Raw genomic sequence first — 17,587 nt, 5'->3', positions numbered from 1 at the left:
TTCGTGCTCTCCCCGGGGACCGGGCTTTCTTGCCCCCGTCGCCCCTGAGAAGCTTGCTTCTCAAGAACTTGACGCCAGCGTCGGGGCGTCAGGACCACACGACTTCGCCGTCCGCTTCGCGCCGCTCGTCTGCAGCGCCACAGCGTCCACCGCATCCCGCACCCAACGAACCGTGACGATCGCGATACGCCCCTCTTGTGGGACGGGATACGCGAAGGATGCCTGTGATTTGGGGGTGGTGAGAAGAGAAATATTTTTTTCAGACGGGCTAGACAGCAAAATTACAAAATAGCCCGTCGGGCAAATCAGTCGACCTGTCCGCGATCGCCCGAAAGAGCGAGGGCGAAAGCGACTCTCCTCCACGCCCCGTCTTATCACTCACGGGTCGCCATGACACCGCTCGCCCTGCGATTTCGCCTACGTACGTGAAGGCAATTGCGATCCTGCCGGGTGTTCTGCGATCAAGAAAACGACGCGCGCCAAGTATCGGGACGCAAGTTAAGCATCTCATTCAGAGGAGGAGCTATTAGAAAGATCCGCGGACTCTGGGCGAATGAATGTACGCGATACAAACGCCATGACTTCGAAGATGCGGCAGCCCTTTGACATTCATTTTCAGAAAGAAAGAACGGTGTTCTAGCTGCTCCGTTCGTCGTTTTTACTTCTATTAAACGCTCTCGGCCGTCGGGCTCGAAAGAAAGGATATCGTATCCTGCGCCATCGCCCTCCTCCGCCGATACCCATCTTATTTTTTTCGACAGATCGGGCCGCTTAAATTTTTCGAGCTTCTTCTTTTCTACCTCCAATACAAATTCTTCACCCGCTCGTCCCAATGATCGGTTGCGAAGATCACGTTCCACAGGGTCGAATTTTCTGACCAGCCGCTCAAGCTGCCAAGGCCTTTCAGACGGTGGCTGCAACTCCGGAGCCTTCACAAAGGTAGTGGCATCATCGCTAACCGCGAGCACTTTCGGAGGTAGTTGATGGTAGGCTACATCTTCGTTCGACGAGAGATACCGGTCAATCGCGCCAAAGATCGACTCCTGATAATTTCTCTTTGGCTTGTAGCCGATGATCCAAGGCAATCCCATTTCTTCCAAAACGGCTGAAATGTTTTGGTGCTTGAACTCCACGGATCGATGCGTTCGCCCGATCTGTTCCATAAGGACGGCACTATGGTGAGATTTGACATACGGCTGCCGAGACAGCTCAGCCCTCAACATCGAAAAGTAATCGGCGACAATGGCATCGAGCTCATCATCGTTCCATGGTTTTCCGATTTTGTCTTGGTCAGCCATATCCTCGAACTGCGTTAAGGCCGGATTTTTTTAACGCTAGGTCCGCTCTACGCTCGAGGCGAGCGTTGACCGCCGAACTGTTGTTTAGCCAGAATGTGTTATCTGAATTTTCCCGATACTTTGATACCATATACCCACTTTTGGAAGTCCGCTTGGCTCCCGCGCCATCCTTCTGATATCGATATCTCTGAAACTGAACGGGAATGCCGATGACTCCTTTCGCCGCATACACCCCCTCGCGAATCCCCCTCGCCGCCCTCCTCGCCCTCGCCCTCACCACCCACGCCCTCGCCGCCGACGAGCCCGATGCGCCGAAGGATGGCCCGAAGGGCGCCACCGTCACGGTGCTGAAGGCAGCAAAATTCTGCTTTCCCAACATGGTCGAGGTTTCCGGCCTGGTGATCCCGCGCGAGGAGACCATGGTCCGCCCGGATCGGCCGGGGCTGAAGGTCGCGGAGATCATGGCGGATGCCGGCGATACCGTCACCGCAGGCCAGGCGCTGGCCCGGCTCACTCTGCCCGAAGGCGGCTCGGTTCAGGTCACCGCGCCGGTCGCCGGGCTGATCGCGAACTCCACGGCGGTGGTCGGTGCCGCCGCCTCGCCGCGCGGCGAGGCGCTGTTTTCCATCATCGCGCGCAGCGAGTTCGACCTGATCGGGATGGTGCCGACCGAGTATCTGGCGCGGCTCGCGGTCAACCAGACCGCGCGGATCAAGATCATCGGCGCCGGCGAGGTCGACGGCAAGGTGCGCCGCGTCGCCCCCATTGTCGAGCCCAACACCCAGCTCGGCCAGGTGATCGTCAGCGTCACCACCAACCGCAAGCTCTTGGTGAATTCATCGGGCCGCGCGATGATCAAGACCGGCCAGAGCTGCGGCGTCTCGGTGCCGCTCACCGCGGTGCTCTATGGCTCGGCCGGCACCGTGGTGCAGGTGGTGCGGCGGGCGCGGGTCGAGACCAAGCGGGTCGAGATCGGGCTGATGGACGGCGGCCAGGTCGAAATCAAGGAAGGGCTGACCGAGGGCGACATCGTGGTCGCCCGCGCCGGCGCCTTGTTGCGCGAAGGCGACCCGGTGCGGCCGGTGACCGCCGCGGCGGCGGGGAATTAGGATTCCGGTCTGAGCGAACTCGCAGCGCCGATTTCGAATCCATCAGCGGCGTCCGAGCGTGGGGCTACCCCCCTCCCCAACCCTCCCCCGCAAGGGGGGAGGGAGCGAGAGAGCGTGCCGCGAATAACACTGGAAGCGTCGTAATTTCTGCTCAGTGTGCGGCGGGGCCATCAGTGCTGAAACACTGCTCCCTCGGCAATGACGGTGAGCTCCCTCCCCCCTTGCGGGGGAGGGTCGGGGAGGGGGGGTGACGCAGCGGTGGTGTTAGCTAGTGAAGGTGAGGAGCGCCGTTAGCTCAGCTACGGACGCTCGCTCAGCTACCCGCTCGTTCAGCTGCCGGCGTTGGCGCCGAAGCGGACGTCTTCGAGCAAAGAGGAGGAGACCGCGGGGACCTGGGCGCCGTCGGAGGCGCGAGAGATCGCGACGCGGGTGTTGTTGAAGACGGCTTCGGCCGCCATCGCGGCCTTTTCAGATTCCCTGGCGGTGAGATTATTCAACAGCTCGGTCACCAGCACCGAATGCTGGCCGCGGGAATCGTCCGCCACCTGGCCCGGCGTCGCCGAGGTCAGGAGCAGGGCATTGTCGGGCATGCTGATCGGGGCGAGCCCGTGGGAGAAGGTGCGGAAGCGGCGTTCGTAGGGATTGCGGCGCGAGGCGTCGAGCACGACAAGCTTGGCGCAGGCGCCGTGCTCCTTCATCGCCTCGAGCACGGATTCGACGCTGACGCCGTCGCGGCGCACATCGGCTTCCTTCCAGATCGTGGCATCGACCGGGATCATGTAGCTCTCGCGGCCGGCCTGGACGCCATAGCCGCCGAAGAACAGCATCACCACGGAATCCGGCTTGATCTTGGATTTCAGCCGGGCGATGGCGCGGGTCATGTCGTCCTTGGTGGCGTCTTCCACCACATCGACGTCAAAGCCGTCGCGGCGCAGGCTCGCGGTCAGCGCGCGGGCATCGTTGATCGGCTGGGTCAAAGGCGCGTTGGCGTCGGGATAATGGCCGTTGCCGATCACCAGCGCGATCCGCGAGGGGCGGCCGGCGATCGCATTGGCGTCTTCGGCGGTGACCGCCTTGGCGGCATCCAGCGCGCGCATGTTCAGCGCGGCATGGGCGCCGATCGCCAGCGACACCATGCCGACCAATGCGGCGGTCATGGCGACCGAACGGCGGGAGATGCCAAGCTTGCCGAGATCCATCACGCTTCTCATTCCTGACCACTGTCCGACGCGCGAACCATTAGTCGCGCCAACGCCTGCTCGGTTTTCGGGGGTGCCGGTGATTTGCCGTCCAATTGTGCTCAATTTGCGGCACCGCAACAAACAAACCCTTAACCTGCAGGCCCCCCAGCGGCAACCTGATTTGTAGCTTGACAGGGGCCAGCGCCGGCCTTGGTTACCGGCCGAAAGCTGCTGCCCGGCCGGGCTTTCGGGCTGTGATGTCGGTCACACCGGCATTTCCCGGTGGCTTTTGCGGCATTTGCCCAGCTATTTCTTTGTTTTTCTTGCGCTTTCATGCCATTTTTCGGCCAACTGCAGGTTCCAGGGAGGACGGCCGGCCGCCGCGGGTGCGGGTTCGGTTCAGCCCGGAAGCGACGTGCGGCCAAACCGCGCGCAACGGTCCGAAAGAAAGTTTGATGGCTTTTCAAGACCTCGCCGGGGCCGCCTACCGCGCGCTGACGGTCCGGAAGGACGGTCCGTCGCTGTATGACGTCTGCGATCCCCTGCTGCTCAACGGCGCCGGCGGCGACGCCCACCTCGCCAAATTCTACAAAACCGCGCTCGGCAATCCGGCGCTGCGCCCGCTGCTGCGGCGCACCGGGCTGCCCGAGCTCAACGACCCCGCCACGCTGCACGGCCTGCGCGAGGCCTTGACGCGGGCGCGCGACGACGCCGAGCCGGACTGGGCCGCGGTCGGCGCGCCGGTGGCCGCACTTCTGGACACCATCGACCTGCACCACCCGCAGCCGAAGCCGGCCGGCGTTCCGGAAGCGCCGGCGCCTGATCTGGCCGACATCGAGCGGGTGATCCGCGTCTGCGGCGCGCATCTGCTGCGCTCGTTCGGTAAAAACGGCTTCATCCCGGCTTACGCCGCGTTCAACCTGATCGGCGATCCCGATCTGCGCGGCCGCGAATTCCTGATGGCGCTGACCGGGCTGAACGCCCGCGGCTACAAGAACTCGACGCTGTTGTTCAACCTGGCGCGGGTCTTCATCGCCCGCTCGCCGGCCCGCGCCCTGATCAGCCCGGCGTGGAAGGGCATCGCCGAGCCGATGTGGCAGCCAATGCAGATCCGCCACCGCTCGGCCTATTACGACGCGTTCTTCACCGAGGCGCTGTTGAGCTTTGTCGAGACCGGCCTCGCGTCACCGGACGAGGCCGGCGCCGCGCGCCGCGCGATCGCGGCGATGGTCGATTTCTGCCTTGCCGCCAGCCGCGAGCAGGTGCGCAGCCCCGACGGCCGCGCCTTCGACGTGGTCACCGCGATCGCGCCGCACCCGCATCCGCGGTTTTCGCGGTTCTTCACCGAGATCAAGCAGGACCTCGGCTTCGGCGTCTACGTGCCGGATTGCGACACCACCGCCTGCGCGTTCTCGGCGGCGACGCAGGCCGGCTCGGATGATCCGATGCTCGACCAACCGCTGGTGGATTTCTATCGGGGGCATCAGGTCAGCCTCGGCGCCAACGAGCCCAGGGTGACGGTGCCGATCAACGACAACATCGACTACGAGGGCGGCGTCGTCACCTGGATCGACAGCATCCGGGGCGAACGGCCCTATGGCAACGACCTCGACCCGACGCTCAATCTCGACATCCTCGAGGTCAGCTTCCGCAACCTCGCGCGCTGGAACATCCTTCAGACGCCGCAGCGGCTGGACACGCTGCGCGGCATCATCGGCTTCCAGAGGCGGCTGGCGGAAAGCGGCGCCTTCGCCGACCCGCGCTCGCACATCTATTATCTGCCGGAGCTGTACTGCGCCTATTTCGGCCGCTGCTATGCCGCCTTCATGGCGTTGCCGGTAGCCGCGCGGGCTGCGATCGATCCCGACGGCGCATTCGCCGTGATCCGCGGCCATGTGCTTTCCTATGTGCAGGACGAGCTGATCAAGGGCGAGATGAACGCCTTCGACGCGGCGCTGGCGCTGATCGCGCTCGGCCATCTCGGCGCTGATCCCGCGAGCTTCACGCCGGCACTGCATTGCATCGTCCGCCATCTTGGCGAAGGCGGCCGCCATGGGCCTTATCGGGCCTATGAGTGGAACAAGATGAAGACCCCGACCCGCATCCTGGTCGGCGGCCCCGAAGTCACCTCGGCCTTCGTGCTGATGGGCCTTGCGCTGGCACGCCAAGCGATGCTGCGGGGGGTGGGGTCGTCGTAGAGTCCGCGCGTCACTTCACCCTCCCCTTGAGGGGGAGGGTCGACGCGAAGCGGCGGGGTGGGGTGACGGTCTCTCACCTCTAACGGTGCCCGAGTTGAGAGATCACCCCACCCCGTCTCGCATTTCGCTACGCTCAATGTGAGCCGACCCTCCCCCTCCAGGGGAGGGTAAGTGAAGCCCCGCTCGCGTCACTCATCACGCCGTCGCACAAAGTTGAGGGCGCATTTCCGCAGCGGCCGCTGGCGCCGAGGCCCAATCCGCACCACAATGCGGCATCATTGTCCGACGATTCCATTTTGAACGGGCCGCTTTCACATGTTCATGAGACTCCGGTTCGCGATGTTCGCAGTTCTGTTGCCGGTGCTACTCGTGCCGATCCCGGCACAGGCCGCCGACATCACCGGGACCGCGAAAGTCCGGGAGGGCGACAACGTCCAGATCGGCAATACAAGGATTCGGCTCGGCGGCATCGACGCGCCGTCGGTCGACCAGCTCTGCCTCAACAATTCGGGCGAACGCTGGACCTGCGGCGTCGCCGCGCGCGACGAGCTGATCAAGCACGCCGACAACAAGACCTGGACCTGTCACGTGCGCCAGGCGGCCGCCGACCGCCGCGGCCGCATCGTGGCGCGATGCGAGGTCGACGGCGAGGACATCCAGAAATGGCTGGTGAAGAACGGCTGGGCCTTGTCCTATGTGCGGGTTTCCCATGACTACGACGACGACGAAAAGGCCGCGCGCGAGGCCAAGGCCGGGATGTGGCAGGGCGCGTTCATCGCGCCGTGGGACTGGCGGGTCCGCAACAAGAAGACCGCGATTCTCGGCGCCGCCAAGCCGCCCGAGAACGCCCACGCGATCCTGCTGGCGTCGGCGTCGGGATCGGTCGCGCCCTCGCCCGACTGCACCATCAAGGGCAACGTCAATCATGCCGGCGAATGCATCTATCACACGCCCAAGAGCCGCTGGTATGCCAAGATCGAGATGAAGATCTCAAAGGGCACGCGCTGGTTCTGTTCAGTCGACGAGGCCGAAGCCGCGGGCTGCCGCGAGACCCGGCGGTAGGGCTTATCCGGTGGCCTCATGGTTCGAGACGCGCGCAAGTGCGCGCTCCTCACCATGAGGGTTTAGACCTCATCCTGAGGAGCGCTCCGCCAGGAGCGCGTCTCGAAGGAAGAAGCCCCTGCTGCGAAAACACGTAGTTCTCAGCTAAATTGCAAGAGCGCGGCCCATTGTCCGACCTTTACGACGATCTGGAATCCCTGGACCGGCGCCCCGATCGTTCGCGGCTGGAGCGGTTCCTGCTGATCGCACTCGGCGTCCTCATAGCCTACACCGTCCTCGCCTATGTCGCGCTACCGGCGTTATGGAGCCACCACGAGCACCAGCGCGGCCTCGCCGACCTGCCGATGGTGACGCGGACGGCGCAGGGCATTCCCGGCGATCCGATCAATGTCGGGCTGATCGGCGACAAGCTCGACGTGCTCTGCGCCATGCAGGCCGCCGGCTGGTATCCCGCCGACCCCGTGACCTTGCGCTCGTCGATCGAGATCGCCGGCAGCGTGCTGCTCGACCGTCCCTATCGCGACGCCCCCGTCAGCCCGCTGTTCTACCTCGGCCGGCGCGAGGACCTCGCCTTCGAAAAACCGGTCGGCAACAGCGCCGATCACCGCCATCACGTGCGGTTCTGGAAGGTGCTGGACCAGGGCGAGGAGAAGCGCCCGGTCTGGCTCGGCGACGCGACCTTCGATCGCAGCGTCGGCGTCAGCCACTATACCGGCGCCATCACCCACCACATTGCGGCCGATATCGACGCCGAGCGCAAGCTCATCGCCGCCGACCTCGAAGCCGCCCGCATGGTCGACGCCAAATATCAGGTGACCGGCGTCGGCGTCACCTTGACCGGACGCAACGGCGGCGGCGATTCCTATTACACCGACGGCGAGGTGTGGATTCTGCGGCTGGTGGTGGCGTGCCAAAAGCGAACCGGGCCGGCCGACATCATTCCGTCGCCGCCGGCGACCGAGATCAAGGATCAGATCTGGCACGCGCTTGCCGATGCGCTGCCAAAATAGCGGGACGCCAAAGTTCGCCCTGTTTTTCCGTCATTGCGAGGGAGCGTTAGCGACGACGCAACCCAGTCATTCTTCGCGGCTCTGGATTGCTTCGCTGCCGCTCGCAATGACGGCATCAACATATTATCATCCTGATCTCACTTGAATTTCCCGCCATTCCCCGGCATCCCTTCCCTCAAGGCAAACCAACAAGGAACAACAGAAATGGTCGTTCGCGCGGGCCGGGAATTCCTGGCGATTCCCGGACCCACCACGATGCCCGACGAGGTGCTGCAGGCGATGCACCGTCCGGCGCTCGACATCTATTCCGACCAGATGGTGCAACTGACCGAAGGCCTGCTGCGCGATCTCAGCAAACTGTTTGCCACCAAGGGCCGCTCCTACATCTACATCGCCAACGGCCACGGCGCGTGGGAAGCCGTGATCAGCAACGTGCTGTCGCGCGGCGACAAGATCCTGGTGCTGGAAAGCGGCCGCTTCGCGGTCGGCTGGGGCAACGCGGCGGCCGCGATGGGCGCCGACGTCGAAGTGCTCAAGGGCGACTGGCGCCGCGCCATTCGCCCCGCCGAGGTCGAAGCCCGCCTGCGCCAGGACAAGGACCACAGCATCAAGGCGATCCTGGCGGTGCAGATCGACACCGCCTCCGGCGCGGTCAACGACATCGAGGCGATCGGCAAGGCGATCAAATCGACCGGTCACCCCGCGCTGTTCCTGGTCGACACCGTGGCCTCGCTCGGCTGCATGCTCTTCGAAATGGACGCCTGGGGCATCGATGTCGCGATGTCCGGCTCGCAGAAGGGCCTGATGACGCCACCCGGCCTCAGCTTCTGTGCCGTCAACGACCGCGCCCACCAGGTGCACAAGACGGCCGGGATGCGCACGCCCTATTGGGATTGGACCGAGCGCGACCTCGCCGAAAATTACCGGAAATTCGGCGGCACCGCGCCGATCCATCTATTGTTCGCGCTGCGCCAGGCCATCGACATGATCACCGAGGAGGGGCTACCGAACGTGTACCTGCGGCATCGGCTGCTCGCCGAAGCGGTGCGTCGCGCGGTGGCGATCTGGGCGCAAGGCCAGGTGCTCGGCTTCAACATCGCCGAGGCCGGCGAGCGGTCGGACACGGTCACGACCGTGGTGATGGCGAGCAGCCACAATCCGGTGGCGCTGCAGCGCTATTGCAAGGAAAAATGCGGGGTGGTGCTCGGGGTCGGGATCGGTGAACTCGCCGGCCAGGCGTTCCGGATCGCCCATATGGGGCATGTCAACGCGCCGATGATCCTGGGCACCCTCGGCGTCATCGAGGTTGCCCTCCATGCGCTCGGCATCCCGCATGGCCGCGGCGGCGTCGAGGCCGCCATCGACTGGCTCGGCGAAACTGTGACCGCGTGAGGGCGCCTCAAGGCTTTTCGGCACCCCGTCATTTGTGCTTATATTGATCTGGCGATAAATAACAGGCCGACAACGGCGCACGCGTATTTCCGCAGAAGCACGCCGCCGGACTTGATCCGGCTGGACAGCGGTTTTGCACCGCGTTCAGGTTTGCGCCGACGGCGTCGACCTGATCGCGGCAGAATGCGCGCAAAGAAACCAGGGAGTGAAGTGATTGGCGTCCGTTGAATTGCGTGGCCTGACCAAGCGATTTGGATCGCTGGCGGTCGTAGATAATGTCTCGCTGCGGATCGACCACGGGCAGCTGGTCTGCCTGCTGGGCCCCTCGGGTTGCGGCAAGACCACGACGCTGCGGCTGATCGCCGGATTCCTCGAGCCCTCGGACGGCGAGATCCATGTCGGCGACCGGCTGGTATCCTCGGCCGCGCGCACCATGCCGCCCGAGCAGCGCAAGATGTCGATGATCTTCCAGAGCTACGCGCTGTGGCCGCACATGACGGTCGCCGAGAACATCGTCTATGGACTGCGCTTGCGCAAACTCGACCGCGACACCATCGCGAAAAAACTCGCCGCGATCCTGGCCACCACCAAGCTCGAAATCCTGGCGCAACGCTATCCCGGCGAATTGTCGGGCGGACAGCAGCAGCGCGTCGCGCTGGCGCGCGCATTGGTGGTCGAGCCGGAAACTCTCTTGCTGGATGAACCGCTCTCCAACCTCGACGCCAATCTGCGCGAGGAGATGCGCTTTGAGATCCGCAGGCTGCACGACCAATATCGCTATACCACGGTCTACGTCACCCACGACCAGTCCGAGGCGATGACCACCGCCGACCTGATCGCGGTCATGAATGGCGGAAAAATCGATCAGCTCGGCACGCCGGAAGATATTTACGACCGGCCGCAATCCGAATTCGTCGCCCGCTTCATCGGCGCCAGCAATGTGCTCAAGGGCACCGCGCGCGACGAGAACCACATCTCGTTTGCCGGCGCGACCTTGCGGGTGGTGGGCGCGAAACTGACGCCCAACCAGAGCGCCGCGGTCGCGATCCGCCAGCACGATATCCAGCTTTCGGTCACGGCGCCGGCAATACCCGACAATACCGTCAGGGCCGTCGTGACCCGCCAGGTGTTTCTCGGCGCCAACCGCGACTACATGGTCGAGACCGCGGACGGCACGACGCTGCGCGCGATTACATCGACGCAAACCGCCGTTCCCGCCGGCACCGAGGTCTGGCTGACGCTGCCGGCCGAACGCTGCCGGGCACTCAGCCGGTAGGCAGCGGGCGGAGGGAACACGATGAAGCGGCGAAAACTGTCGAGGCGCGACGTCATCAAGCGATCGGCCGCGCTTGGATTCACTTTATTCGCCGCACCGCTCAGGGCCGCCGCCCCGGAACCGGTGGCGATCACGCGCGAGCTGATCGAAGCGGCGAAAAAAGAAGCCAGGGTCGTGCTGTATTCCCCGATGGACCTGCCGGTAGGGGAAAAACTCGGCCGCGCCTTCGAGACGGAATATCCGGATATCCAGGTGCAGATCGAGCGCGCCGGCTCCGAGCGGCTGTTTCAGCGCATCGAACAGGAATTTGCATCCGGCATCCACGCTGCCGACGTGGTCAACAGCGCCGATGCGTCGCACTTCATCCCCTGGAAGAACAACGGCTGGCTGGCGCCCTTTGTCTCGGAAGACGTCGCGAAATTTTTTCCGCAGGAATATCGCGATCCCGACGGCATGTTCGCCACCACGCGGATCTGGCTGTCGTCGATCGCCTACAACACCCGCCTTGTGAAACCCGAAGACGCGCCGAACAGCTTTTCCGATCTGCTGGATCCGAAATGGGCCGGCAAAATGGTAAAGGGTCATCCCGCCTATAGCGGCACCATCATGACGACGACGTTCCAGTTGGTTCGCGAGCTGGGGTGGGATTACCTAGAGAAGCTGTCGAAGCAGCGCGTCATGCAGGTGCAGTCCTCGACCGACCCGCCGAAGAAGCTGGCGCTGGGCGAGCGCGCCGTCATGGCCGACGGCAACGAGTATAACGCCGTGCTGCTGAAGGAAGCGGGCCAGCCGGTCGAGCCGGTGTATCCGGCCGAGGGCACGCCGACGATCTCGGGCCCAACCGGAATATTCGCCAGCGCGCCTCACCCCAATGCCGCCAGGCTGTTTCAGGCGTGGCTGCACACGCGCCAAACCCAGCAGTTCTTCACCGACTTCACGGCGCAATACTCGGTTCATCCGCAGGTGCAGGCGAAGCCGGGCCGCCGCAGTATTGCCGACATCAAGTTGATGAAGGAAGACCCCGCCGGGGTCGAGAAGATGGCGGAAGAGATCAAGACACGCTATGCGCGGCTGTTTCGGGTGTAACCATCCCCCTCATGGTGAGGAGGCGCATACGCGCCGTCTCGAATCATGAGGCCACCATATGCTCTCATCCTTCGAGACGCGGCTGCGCCGCTCCTCAGGATGAGGGGAAAATCTGACTCGCGGACAATATGACCATCGCCGGCCGCATGCCATTTTCACCTCTCCCCGCTTGCGGGGAGAGGTCGAAGCCGAAGGCTTCGGGTGAGGGGGATTCTCCTTTAGCTCCGAGCCGACGGCGAGTCCCCCTCACCCCAACCCTCTCCCCGCAGGCGGGGAGAGGGGGTTCTGCGGCGCAGCGTCCATAACCCGGATTGAAGACAACATGACCATTACAACCAGCATCGACACCCCCCGTGCCAAGATCGACTGGACCAAGCCGGTTCTCTGGCTGTTCGCGGCGTTCATGGTTGCGCTGATCGTACTGCCGATGTCGTGGCTTGCCATCTACAGCGTCACCGACAAGGCCAACCACCTGACACTGCAGAATTTCGTCACGCTGTTTACCGACCCCGATTTCCTCGACCCGCTCGCCACCACCGCGATCATTGCCACCACCTCCGCCATCCTCTGCTGCGTTGTCGCCGCCCCCATGGGCTGGCTGGTATCGCGCACCGACATGCCCGGGCGGCAGTTCATCCGCGCGCTGGTCACGGCCTCGTTCGTGACGCCGCCGTTCCTCGGCGCGGTCGCATGGGAATTGCTGGCGGCGCCCAACAGCGGATTGCTCAACCAGCTCTATCGCGTCATCACGGGGGCTGAGGCCGACGAGCATCTGTTCAACATCTATTCGCTGGCCGGGGTCATTTTCGTGATTTCCTGCTACACCTTCCCGTTCGTGTTCGTGCTCGTCGCCAATGCGCTCGATAACATGCCCGGCGAACTCGAGGATGCGTCCGCGATTCTCGGCGGCAACGCCTGGACCACGGCGCGGCGCGTGACGATCCCGCTGGCGCTGCCCGCCCTCGTCGCTGGCGCGTTGATCGCGTTTCTGCAGGCCATGACGCTGTTCGGCTCGCCGGCGATCCTGGCACTGCCGGCCGGCTTTCACACCATGACCACCAAGATCTGGAGCCTGTTCCAGTATCCGCCGAAACTCGAACTCGCCGCCGCCGCCGCGGTGCCGCTGCTGATCCTGACGATCTTGCTGCTGCAGGCACAGAAGTTCATTCTCGGACGCCGCGGCTATTCGGTGCTGGGCGGCAAATATGGCGCGCCGCGCCGGGTTGAAATGAAGAAGTGGCGCTGGGCGGCGCTGGCGTTCTGCCTCGTGATGCTGCTCAATCCGGTATTTCTGCCGTATTTCGCGCTGCTCAACGCGGCGTTCTCGCCGAACGCAACCACGCTGGTGACGCCGTCGACCTTCACGCTGCACAATATCGTGTTCGTGTTCACCGAGCTGTCGTCGACCCAGCTGGCGCTGAAAAACACCGTCATCCTGGGCACCGCGACCGCGACCATCGGCACCATGCTCGCGCTGGTCATCGCCTATGTCACGACCCGCCGCGTGATCGCGGGGCATCGCATCCTCGGCTTTCTCGCCACCGCGCCGGTCGCCGTGCCCGGCATCGTGCTCGGCGTCGGCCTGTTCCTGAGCTATACGAGGCCGCCCTTCGTACTGTACGGCACGCTGTGGATCCTCTTGATCGCGTTCCTGACCATCAACCTGCCGTCGGCCTACCAGCAACTGCAGGCGGCTTTCGCCACCATCCATCCCGAACTCGAGGATGCCAGCCGCATTCTCGGCGCGACAAGGCTGCGGTCGCTGCTCCAGATCACCGCGCCGCTGCTGCGCACCGGCGTGATCGCGACATGGTGTTTTATCTTTATCGGCGTGATGCGGGAGCTTTCAGCAGCCATCGTGCTGTTCACCTCGCAGACCAAGGTGATCAGCGTCCTGATCTACGATCTCAACGAAAGCGGCGATCTCGCCGCGATCTCCGTGCTCGGCATCGCGATGCTGGTGATCACCTTCGCAGTAGTGCTCGCCGTCAACCGGATTCCGATATTCGGAACCAACGCCGGCACGCGGCTGCGGAACTAGCTGACGGGCAAGGTCGCCGTGTGCGGCCTCGCCCGCCTTTACCGGGCAGCATGCGAATTCTCGAACCTACGCACCGCCCCTTTGCCGGGACCTAGTCGAGCGGCTCCACTTTGACGATCCGGTGGTCGTGGTTGCTGCCGACCCAGAAGGTCACCGGTGTCGTCGAATTGTCGACGAACACCGTGCGCATGTTGGTGTCGGACGGCATCAGATACTGAACCGTGCCGCCGGTCTTGGGATCGAGCCGCACCACGCGATCGGTGCTCATCGTGGAGGCCCAGATTTCACCGTTCTTGTCGAAATCGGCCCGGTACGGGAATGTGTATTCCGGCAGGATGTATTCAGTGAATGTTTTCGTCTTGCTGTCAAACAGCGCAGCCTTGCTGGTCCGATATTCGGCCACCAGGACGCGGTCCTGATCGTCGATTTCCAGGCGGCGAGCCCGGGCGTGCGCGGTGGGCATGTCGTACCAGGTCACTTCCTTCGTCTTCGCGTCGATCTTGCCAAGATGGCCTTCGGTGTATTCAGCCATCCAGAGATTGTTCCTGGAATCCGCCTTGACCTCATAAATGCTGACATTCTTGACGTCGGGCAGCAGGTCGGTCGGACGGAACCTCTCCCATGTGTTGGTCGCCAGATCGACCCGGTAGATGTCCTGCGTGCCGACGCTCTTGGTCCACACCTTGCCGTCGACCTCGTGGTGCAGTCCGGTGAAATTCAGCTGCACCCGGTCATCGTTGAATTCGGGGGCCAGCGGATAATAGGAAATTTCGCCGGTCTTGGGGTCGAGGCTGCCGAGTGAGCCCTGGTACATCGTGTCGAACCAGATCTTGCCGGCATGGTCGAAGTCGAGGCTCAGGAGTCCGGTCGGCGCCTTATCCTTGAATTTCCTGATCGGATATTCGGTGAGCTTGAGCGACTTCGGATTGAATTTGCCGATGAACATCTCGCCGAAGTCCGAATACCAGACGTTGCCTTCCTTATCGACCAGAATGTCGTGCGGCTCGGTGGTCGGCCGCACCATGTCGTACTCGGTGACGATGGCGCGGGTGTCCCGGCCCTTTGGCCGCGGCAGCGTCTTCAACTCGTACGGCCAATGGTCGACCGAGCTCAGATTGATGGTCGCGAGATAGTCGGCCATCTTGCGGTATTGCTCCGGCGTGCCCGCGCGGGCCCTGTCCAACATGGGTTGCGGCTTGATCGGCTGGCTCACGGCGCCATAACCCATCATGCGGGGGATGACCTGCGTCCACTCGTCGGAATCGTGCGTCGAGCGCATGATGCGCTCGACCGTGTGACAGCCGACGCAATTGAGCAACATCGCCTTTTGCTCTTCGGTGCCGGGAATGCTCATCATCCACTCGGCGTTGGTGAGCTGGCTGGCGAGATTTCTGGTCTTGATGAGCTTGATGTCTGTCGTGGTGGTGGTCTCGGGTTCCACCATCGCCTTGGTCAGCGAGCTGATATCGTAGCCGACCGCACGGATGCTGAGCGTATATTCACCGGGGTCGAGGCGGTTATCCGGGAAGCTATAGCGGCCTTGCGCATCGGTGGTCACGCTGACCTGGGTGATCGAGCTTGGCTTCCTGGCGGTGACGACGACACCTTCCATGTGGCCTTCGGCGTCGGAGCTGACGGTGCCGCTCAGTACCGCGTGGTCTTGCGCCCAAACCTTCTGAATGGTCGGATCGAGCAGCATCACCGCGGCACTGGCGGTCAGGCTCAATATCAGTTTGCTTCGCATCCGGTCCTCCCAATGAAAACCTTGTTCTTTTGCTTTGAAGCTCGACCCGTTCGGAGCGCGACTGTTTCCAACGACAGTCGACGGATAAGGCATCGTGACTCCGCTCGTTTGCGAGGACAAGCCTGTTCCATAGGCTTCGGCGCGATATTTGCCGGGATGATCGGGCGACGACCGGAACCAGCCGGGCCGGGTTGCGCCTTGCGGGCTTTGTTTGGATACTTGCACCCGCCAAACACCGTGCGCAGTCACGGGAAGGGGGGAATGCAGCCATGCTCAAGGGTTTGTTTTCGCTGATTTTCAGCGCTGGGGTCAGTTTCGCCATGGCCGCCCTACCGGCCTGTGCCGCCGACGACATCGAGGCAAAGGTACAGTTGTGCGCTGCGTGCCACGGTCAGGATGGCGTACCAACCGACCCAAAAACCATTCCGATCATCTGGGGTCAGCAGCAGAGCTATCTCGTCAAGCAATTGCACGATTTCAGAAGTGGCGATCGCGACCAGGCGATCATGTCCCCCATCGCCAAAGGCCTTGCGCAGGACGAACTGCGCAAGATCGCGGCCTATTTCGCGGCCAAGGGCTGGCCGGCGCAATCCGCCGCCGCCGCTTCCGCGCCGCCCAACGGATTAGCCCAGTGCCAGCCATGCCATCAGCCGAATTTTGAGGGAGGCCCGCCGGCGCCGCGGCTGGCAGGGCTCAGTTACGAATACCTGGCCGCAGCGATGCGCAGCTTCGCCGCCGGTGAAAGGACCAACAACGGCGACATGCCGAAATTCATGCAAGCGCTGACAGACAGCGAGCGGGATGCCATGGCGCGATATTTATCCGCGCTGTGATGAGCCGTGCAGCGCGGGCGGGTTGGATCGACCGCGCTATCTCACGACTGGTGATCACCGCCTCGGTCGGGACCGCATGATCCCAGCGGAAATTGCTCTTGCCGGGTCTTCGTGGAAGCCGTCCCCGGTCAGGCTTGCGGTAGCCGGGCCAGTTGCGCGCCGGTCGTTGGCTCAATTCCCGGCTTTACGGAACATTCAGGGTTTCCCCGTACGATCTGGTCTTCGCCTAGAACAGCGCTCCAATACGCTCAGGATGAGCGATGCCAGCCGCAAATCTGTCAATTGCCGACGAAGTCGAAACAGCATTAAGCAGCGGTTCGGCGGAAAAGCACCTGGAAACGATCAGGCGCGTAACTGACCTGTTTCTGTCGTCCGCCGGACGCTATCAAAGCGAGCAAATCGAGCTATTCGACAGTGTGCTCGAGCGCCTGATCAAGACGATCGAGATTCGGGCGATTGCCGATGTCAGCGCGCGCATCGCCCTTGCCGAGTTGAGCGCACAGCTCGCACCGGTTTCGCAGGCACCGCCGTCGGTGGTTCGCCGCCTTGCAAGAAACGATGAAATCACCGTCGCCGGCCCCGTGTTGAGGGAATCCGCCCGTTTGAGCGCGGAAGATCTGGTCGAAGTCGCGCAAACCAAGGGCGAGCAGCATCTGCTGGCGATTGCGGGGCGCTGGTGGTTGAAGGAAGTCGTCACCGACGCGCTGCTGGCCCGCCGGTACCCGTCCGTCAGTCGCCGGATTGTCAGCAACCCCGGTGCGAGGGTTTCCGCGAGCGGTTTCGCCATCGTCGTGGCGCAAGCGGAATCCGACCCCGAACTGGCGGTAGAAACCGGGGTCCGGGTCGATCTGCCGCCCGCGCTACGCGATCAACTGTTGCGCAGGGCGACCGAAGCGGTCCGGGCGCGGCTCTTGTCGCGCGCGCCTCCTCACATCTTCGAGGAAATACGAACTGCGATTGCGGCTGTCACCGCAGGCGTCAATCGCGATATGTCCAGGGCATACGACTTCACCGCAGCCAAGCGCCTCGTGGCGACACTGAAGGAAAACGGCGAACTCAACGAAGCGGCCCTGTCCGGCTTTGCCAGACAGCGCAAATATGAAGAGACCATCGCCGCCCTTGCGCAGCTATCGCAATCGAGCATTGAGGTGGTTCGCCCATTGATGCAAAGCCTCCGCGACGACGGTGTCCTTGTGCTGTGCAAGGCAGCGCAATTCAGCTGGGAGACGGTTAGCGCGGTGCTGGAGAGCCGATTTGCGAGCGGCTCGATGAAACCGCCCGAATTGGCCGAGGCCGAACGGCAATTCGCCGCCATGACCATTGAAAACGCGCGCCGCTTGCTGAGGTTCTGGCAAGT

General features: G+C 63.3%; 13 protein-coding genes. 10 read left to right on the top strand and 3 right to left on the bottom strand.

Translation table 11 applies throughout. The annotated features are described in order from the left end of the window. Nucleotides 1-461: 461 nt before the first annotated feature. A complete protein-coding gene (locus tag E8A46_RS26780; protein ID WP_291567646.1) occupies nucleotides 462-1,298 on the bottom strand; it encodes a DUF3883 domain-containing protein in 837 nt (278 codons plus the stop codon). A gap of 209 nt (nucleotides 1,299-1,507) precedes the next feature. Between E8A46_RS26780 and E8A46_RS26775 the strand changes: the two genes are divergently transcribed. Next, nucleotides 1,508-2,407 carry an HlyD family efflux transporter periplasmic adaptor subunit gene (locus tag E8A46_RS26775; RefSeq protein ID WP_291567644.1) on the top strand — a complete coding sequence of 300 codons (900 nt, stop codon included), beginning with the start codon at nucleotides 1,508-1,510 and terminating at the stop codon, nucleotides 2,405-2,407. Between the two features lie 329 nt (nucleotides 2,408-2,736). Here E8A46_RS26775 and E8A46_RS26770 read toward each other — a convergent pair whose 3' ends face one another. Further along, nucleotides 2,737-3,606 carry a caspase family protein gene (locus E8A46_RS26770; RefSeq protein ID WP_291567648.1) on the bottom strand — a complete coding sequence of 290 codons (870 nt, stop codon included), beginning with the start codon at nucleotides 3,604-3,606 and terminating at the stop codon, nucleotides 2,737-2,739. Between the two features lie 437 nt (nucleotides 3,607-4,043). On the opposite strand from E8A46_RS26770, the gene E8A46_RS26765 reads away from it, so the two are divergent. From E8A46_RS26765 to E8A46_RS26735, 7 genes are all read left to right on the top strand, one after another. Beyond that, a complete protein-coding gene (locus E8A46_RS26765) occupies nucleotides 4,044-5,786 on the top strand; it encodes a hypothetical protein (RefSeq protein ID WP_291567642.1) in 1,743 nt (580 codons plus the stop codon). Between the two features lie 321 nt (nucleotides 5,787-6,107). Continuing rightward, entirely contained in the window at nucleotides 6,108-6,848 is a 741-nt protein-coding gene (locus E8A46_RS26760; RefSeq protein ID WP_291567647.1) for a thermonuclease family protein, read from the top strand. A gap of 167 nt (nucleotides 6,849-7,015) precedes the next feature. Further along, a complete protein-coding gene (locus E8A46_RS26755; protein ID WP_291567640.1) occupies nucleotides 7,016-7,858 on the top strand; it encodes an LssY C-terminal domain-containing protein in 843 nt (280 codons plus the stop codon). A 204-nt stretch (nucleotides 7,859-8,062) separates the two neighbouring features. Then, on the top strand, nucleotides 8,063-9,250 hold the full coding sequence (locus E8A46_RS26750; RefSeq protein WP_291567638.1) for an aminotransferase class V-fold PLP-dependent enzyme: 1,188 nt from the start codon (nucleotides 8,063-8,065) through the stop codon (nucleotides 9,248-9,250). Nucleotides 9,251-9,464: 214 nt separating this feature from the next. Next, nucleotides 9,465-10,526: an ABC transporter ATP-binding protein gene (locus E8A46_RS26745; RefSeq protein ID WP_291567636.1), complete on the top strand. Its 1,062-nt coding sequence runs from the start codon at nucleotides 9,465-9,467 to the stop codon at nucleotides 10,524-10,526. Between the two features lie 21 nt (nucleotides 10,527-10,547). Then, on the top strand, nucleotides 10,548-11,612 hold the full coding sequence (locus tag E8A46_RS26740; RefSeq protein WP_291567634.1) for an extracellular solute-binding protein: 1,065 nt from the start codon (nucleotides 10,548-10,550) through the stop codon (nucleotides 11,610-11,612). Nucleotides 11,613-11,934: 322 nt separating this feature from the next. Next, complete coding sequence (locus E8A46_RS26735; protein WP_291567632.1) at nucleotides 11,935-13,653, top strand: iron ABC transporter permease; 1,719 nt, start codon at nucleotides 11,935-11,937, stop codon at nucleotides 13,651-13,653. A gap of 91 nt (nucleotides 13,654-13,744) precedes the next feature. Here the strand turns inward: E8A46_RS26735 and E8A46_RS26730 are convergent, their stop codons facing one another. After that, the gene (locus tag E8A46_RS26730; protein ID WP_291567630.1) at nucleotides 13,745-15,397 is read right to left on the bottom strand and encodes a carboxypeptidase regulatory-like domain-containing protein; all 1,653 of its coding nucleotides are present in this window, start codon (nucleotides 15,395-15,397) and stop codon (nucleotides 13,745-13,747) included. Nucleotides 15,398-15,588: 191 nt separating this feature from the next. On the opposite strand from E8A46_RS26730, the gene E8A46_RS26725 reads away from it, so the two are divergent. Further along, complete coding sequence (locus tag E8A46_RS26725) at nucleotides 15,589-16,230, top strand: c-type cytochrome (RefSeq protein ID WP_291567627.1); 642 nt, start codon at nucleotides 15,589-15,591, stop codon at nucleotides 16,228-16,230. Between the two features lie 260 nt (nucleotides 16,231-16,490). Next, nucleotides 16,491-17,587 (top strand): DUF2336 domain-containing protein (locus E8A46_RS26720; RefSeq protein WP_291567626.1); only part of this gene is annotated, 1,097 nt, incomplete at its 3' end.

Origin of the sequence: Bradyrhizobium sp. (assembly GCF_004799445.1) — a bacterium.
Taxonomy (GTDB): Bacteria; Pseudomonadota; Alphaproteobacteria; order Rhizobiales; family Xanthobacteraceae; genus Bradyrhizobium.
Note: the sequence above shows the minus strand (reverse complement) of the source record. Positions and strands in the feature narration are given on the sequence as shown.

Coding starts and splice junctions, on each gene's coding strand:
- E8A46_RS26750 (WP_291567638.1), top strand. CDS start 8,063: ATGGTCGTTCGCGCGGGCCGGGAATTCCTGGCGATTCCCGGACCCACC.
- E8A46_RS26780 (WP_291567646.1), bottom strand. CDS start 1,298: ATGGCTGACCAAGACAAAATCGGAAAACCATGGAACGATGATGAGCTC.
- E8A46_RS26760 (WP_291567647.1), top strand. CDS start 6,108: ATGAGACTCCGGTTCGCGATGTTCGCAGTTCTGTTGCCGGTGCTACTC.
- E8A46_RS26775 (WP_291567644.1), top strand. CDS start 1,508: ATGACTCCTTTCGCCGCATACACCCCCTCGCGAATCCCCCTCGCCGCC.
- E8A46_RS26730 (WP_291567630.1), bottom strand. CDS start 15,397: ATGCGAAGCAAACTGATATTGAGCCTGACCGCCAGTGCCGCGGTGATG.
- E8A46_RS26735 (WP_291567632.1), top strand. CDS start 11,935: ATGACCATTACAACCAGCATCGACACCCCCCGTGCCAAGATCGACTGG.
- E8A46_RS26770 (WP_291567648.1), bottom strand. CDS start 3,606: ATGGATCTCGGCAAGCTTGGCATCTCCCGCCGTTCGGTCGCCATGACC.
- E8A46_RS26740 (WP_291567634.1), top strand. CDS start 10,548: ATGAAGCGGCGAAAACTGTCGAGGCGCGACGTCATCAAGCGATCGGCC.
- E8A46_RS26765 (WP_291567642.1), top strand. CDS start 4,044: ATGGCTTTTCAAGACCTCGCCGGGGCCGCCTACCGCGCGCTGACGGTC.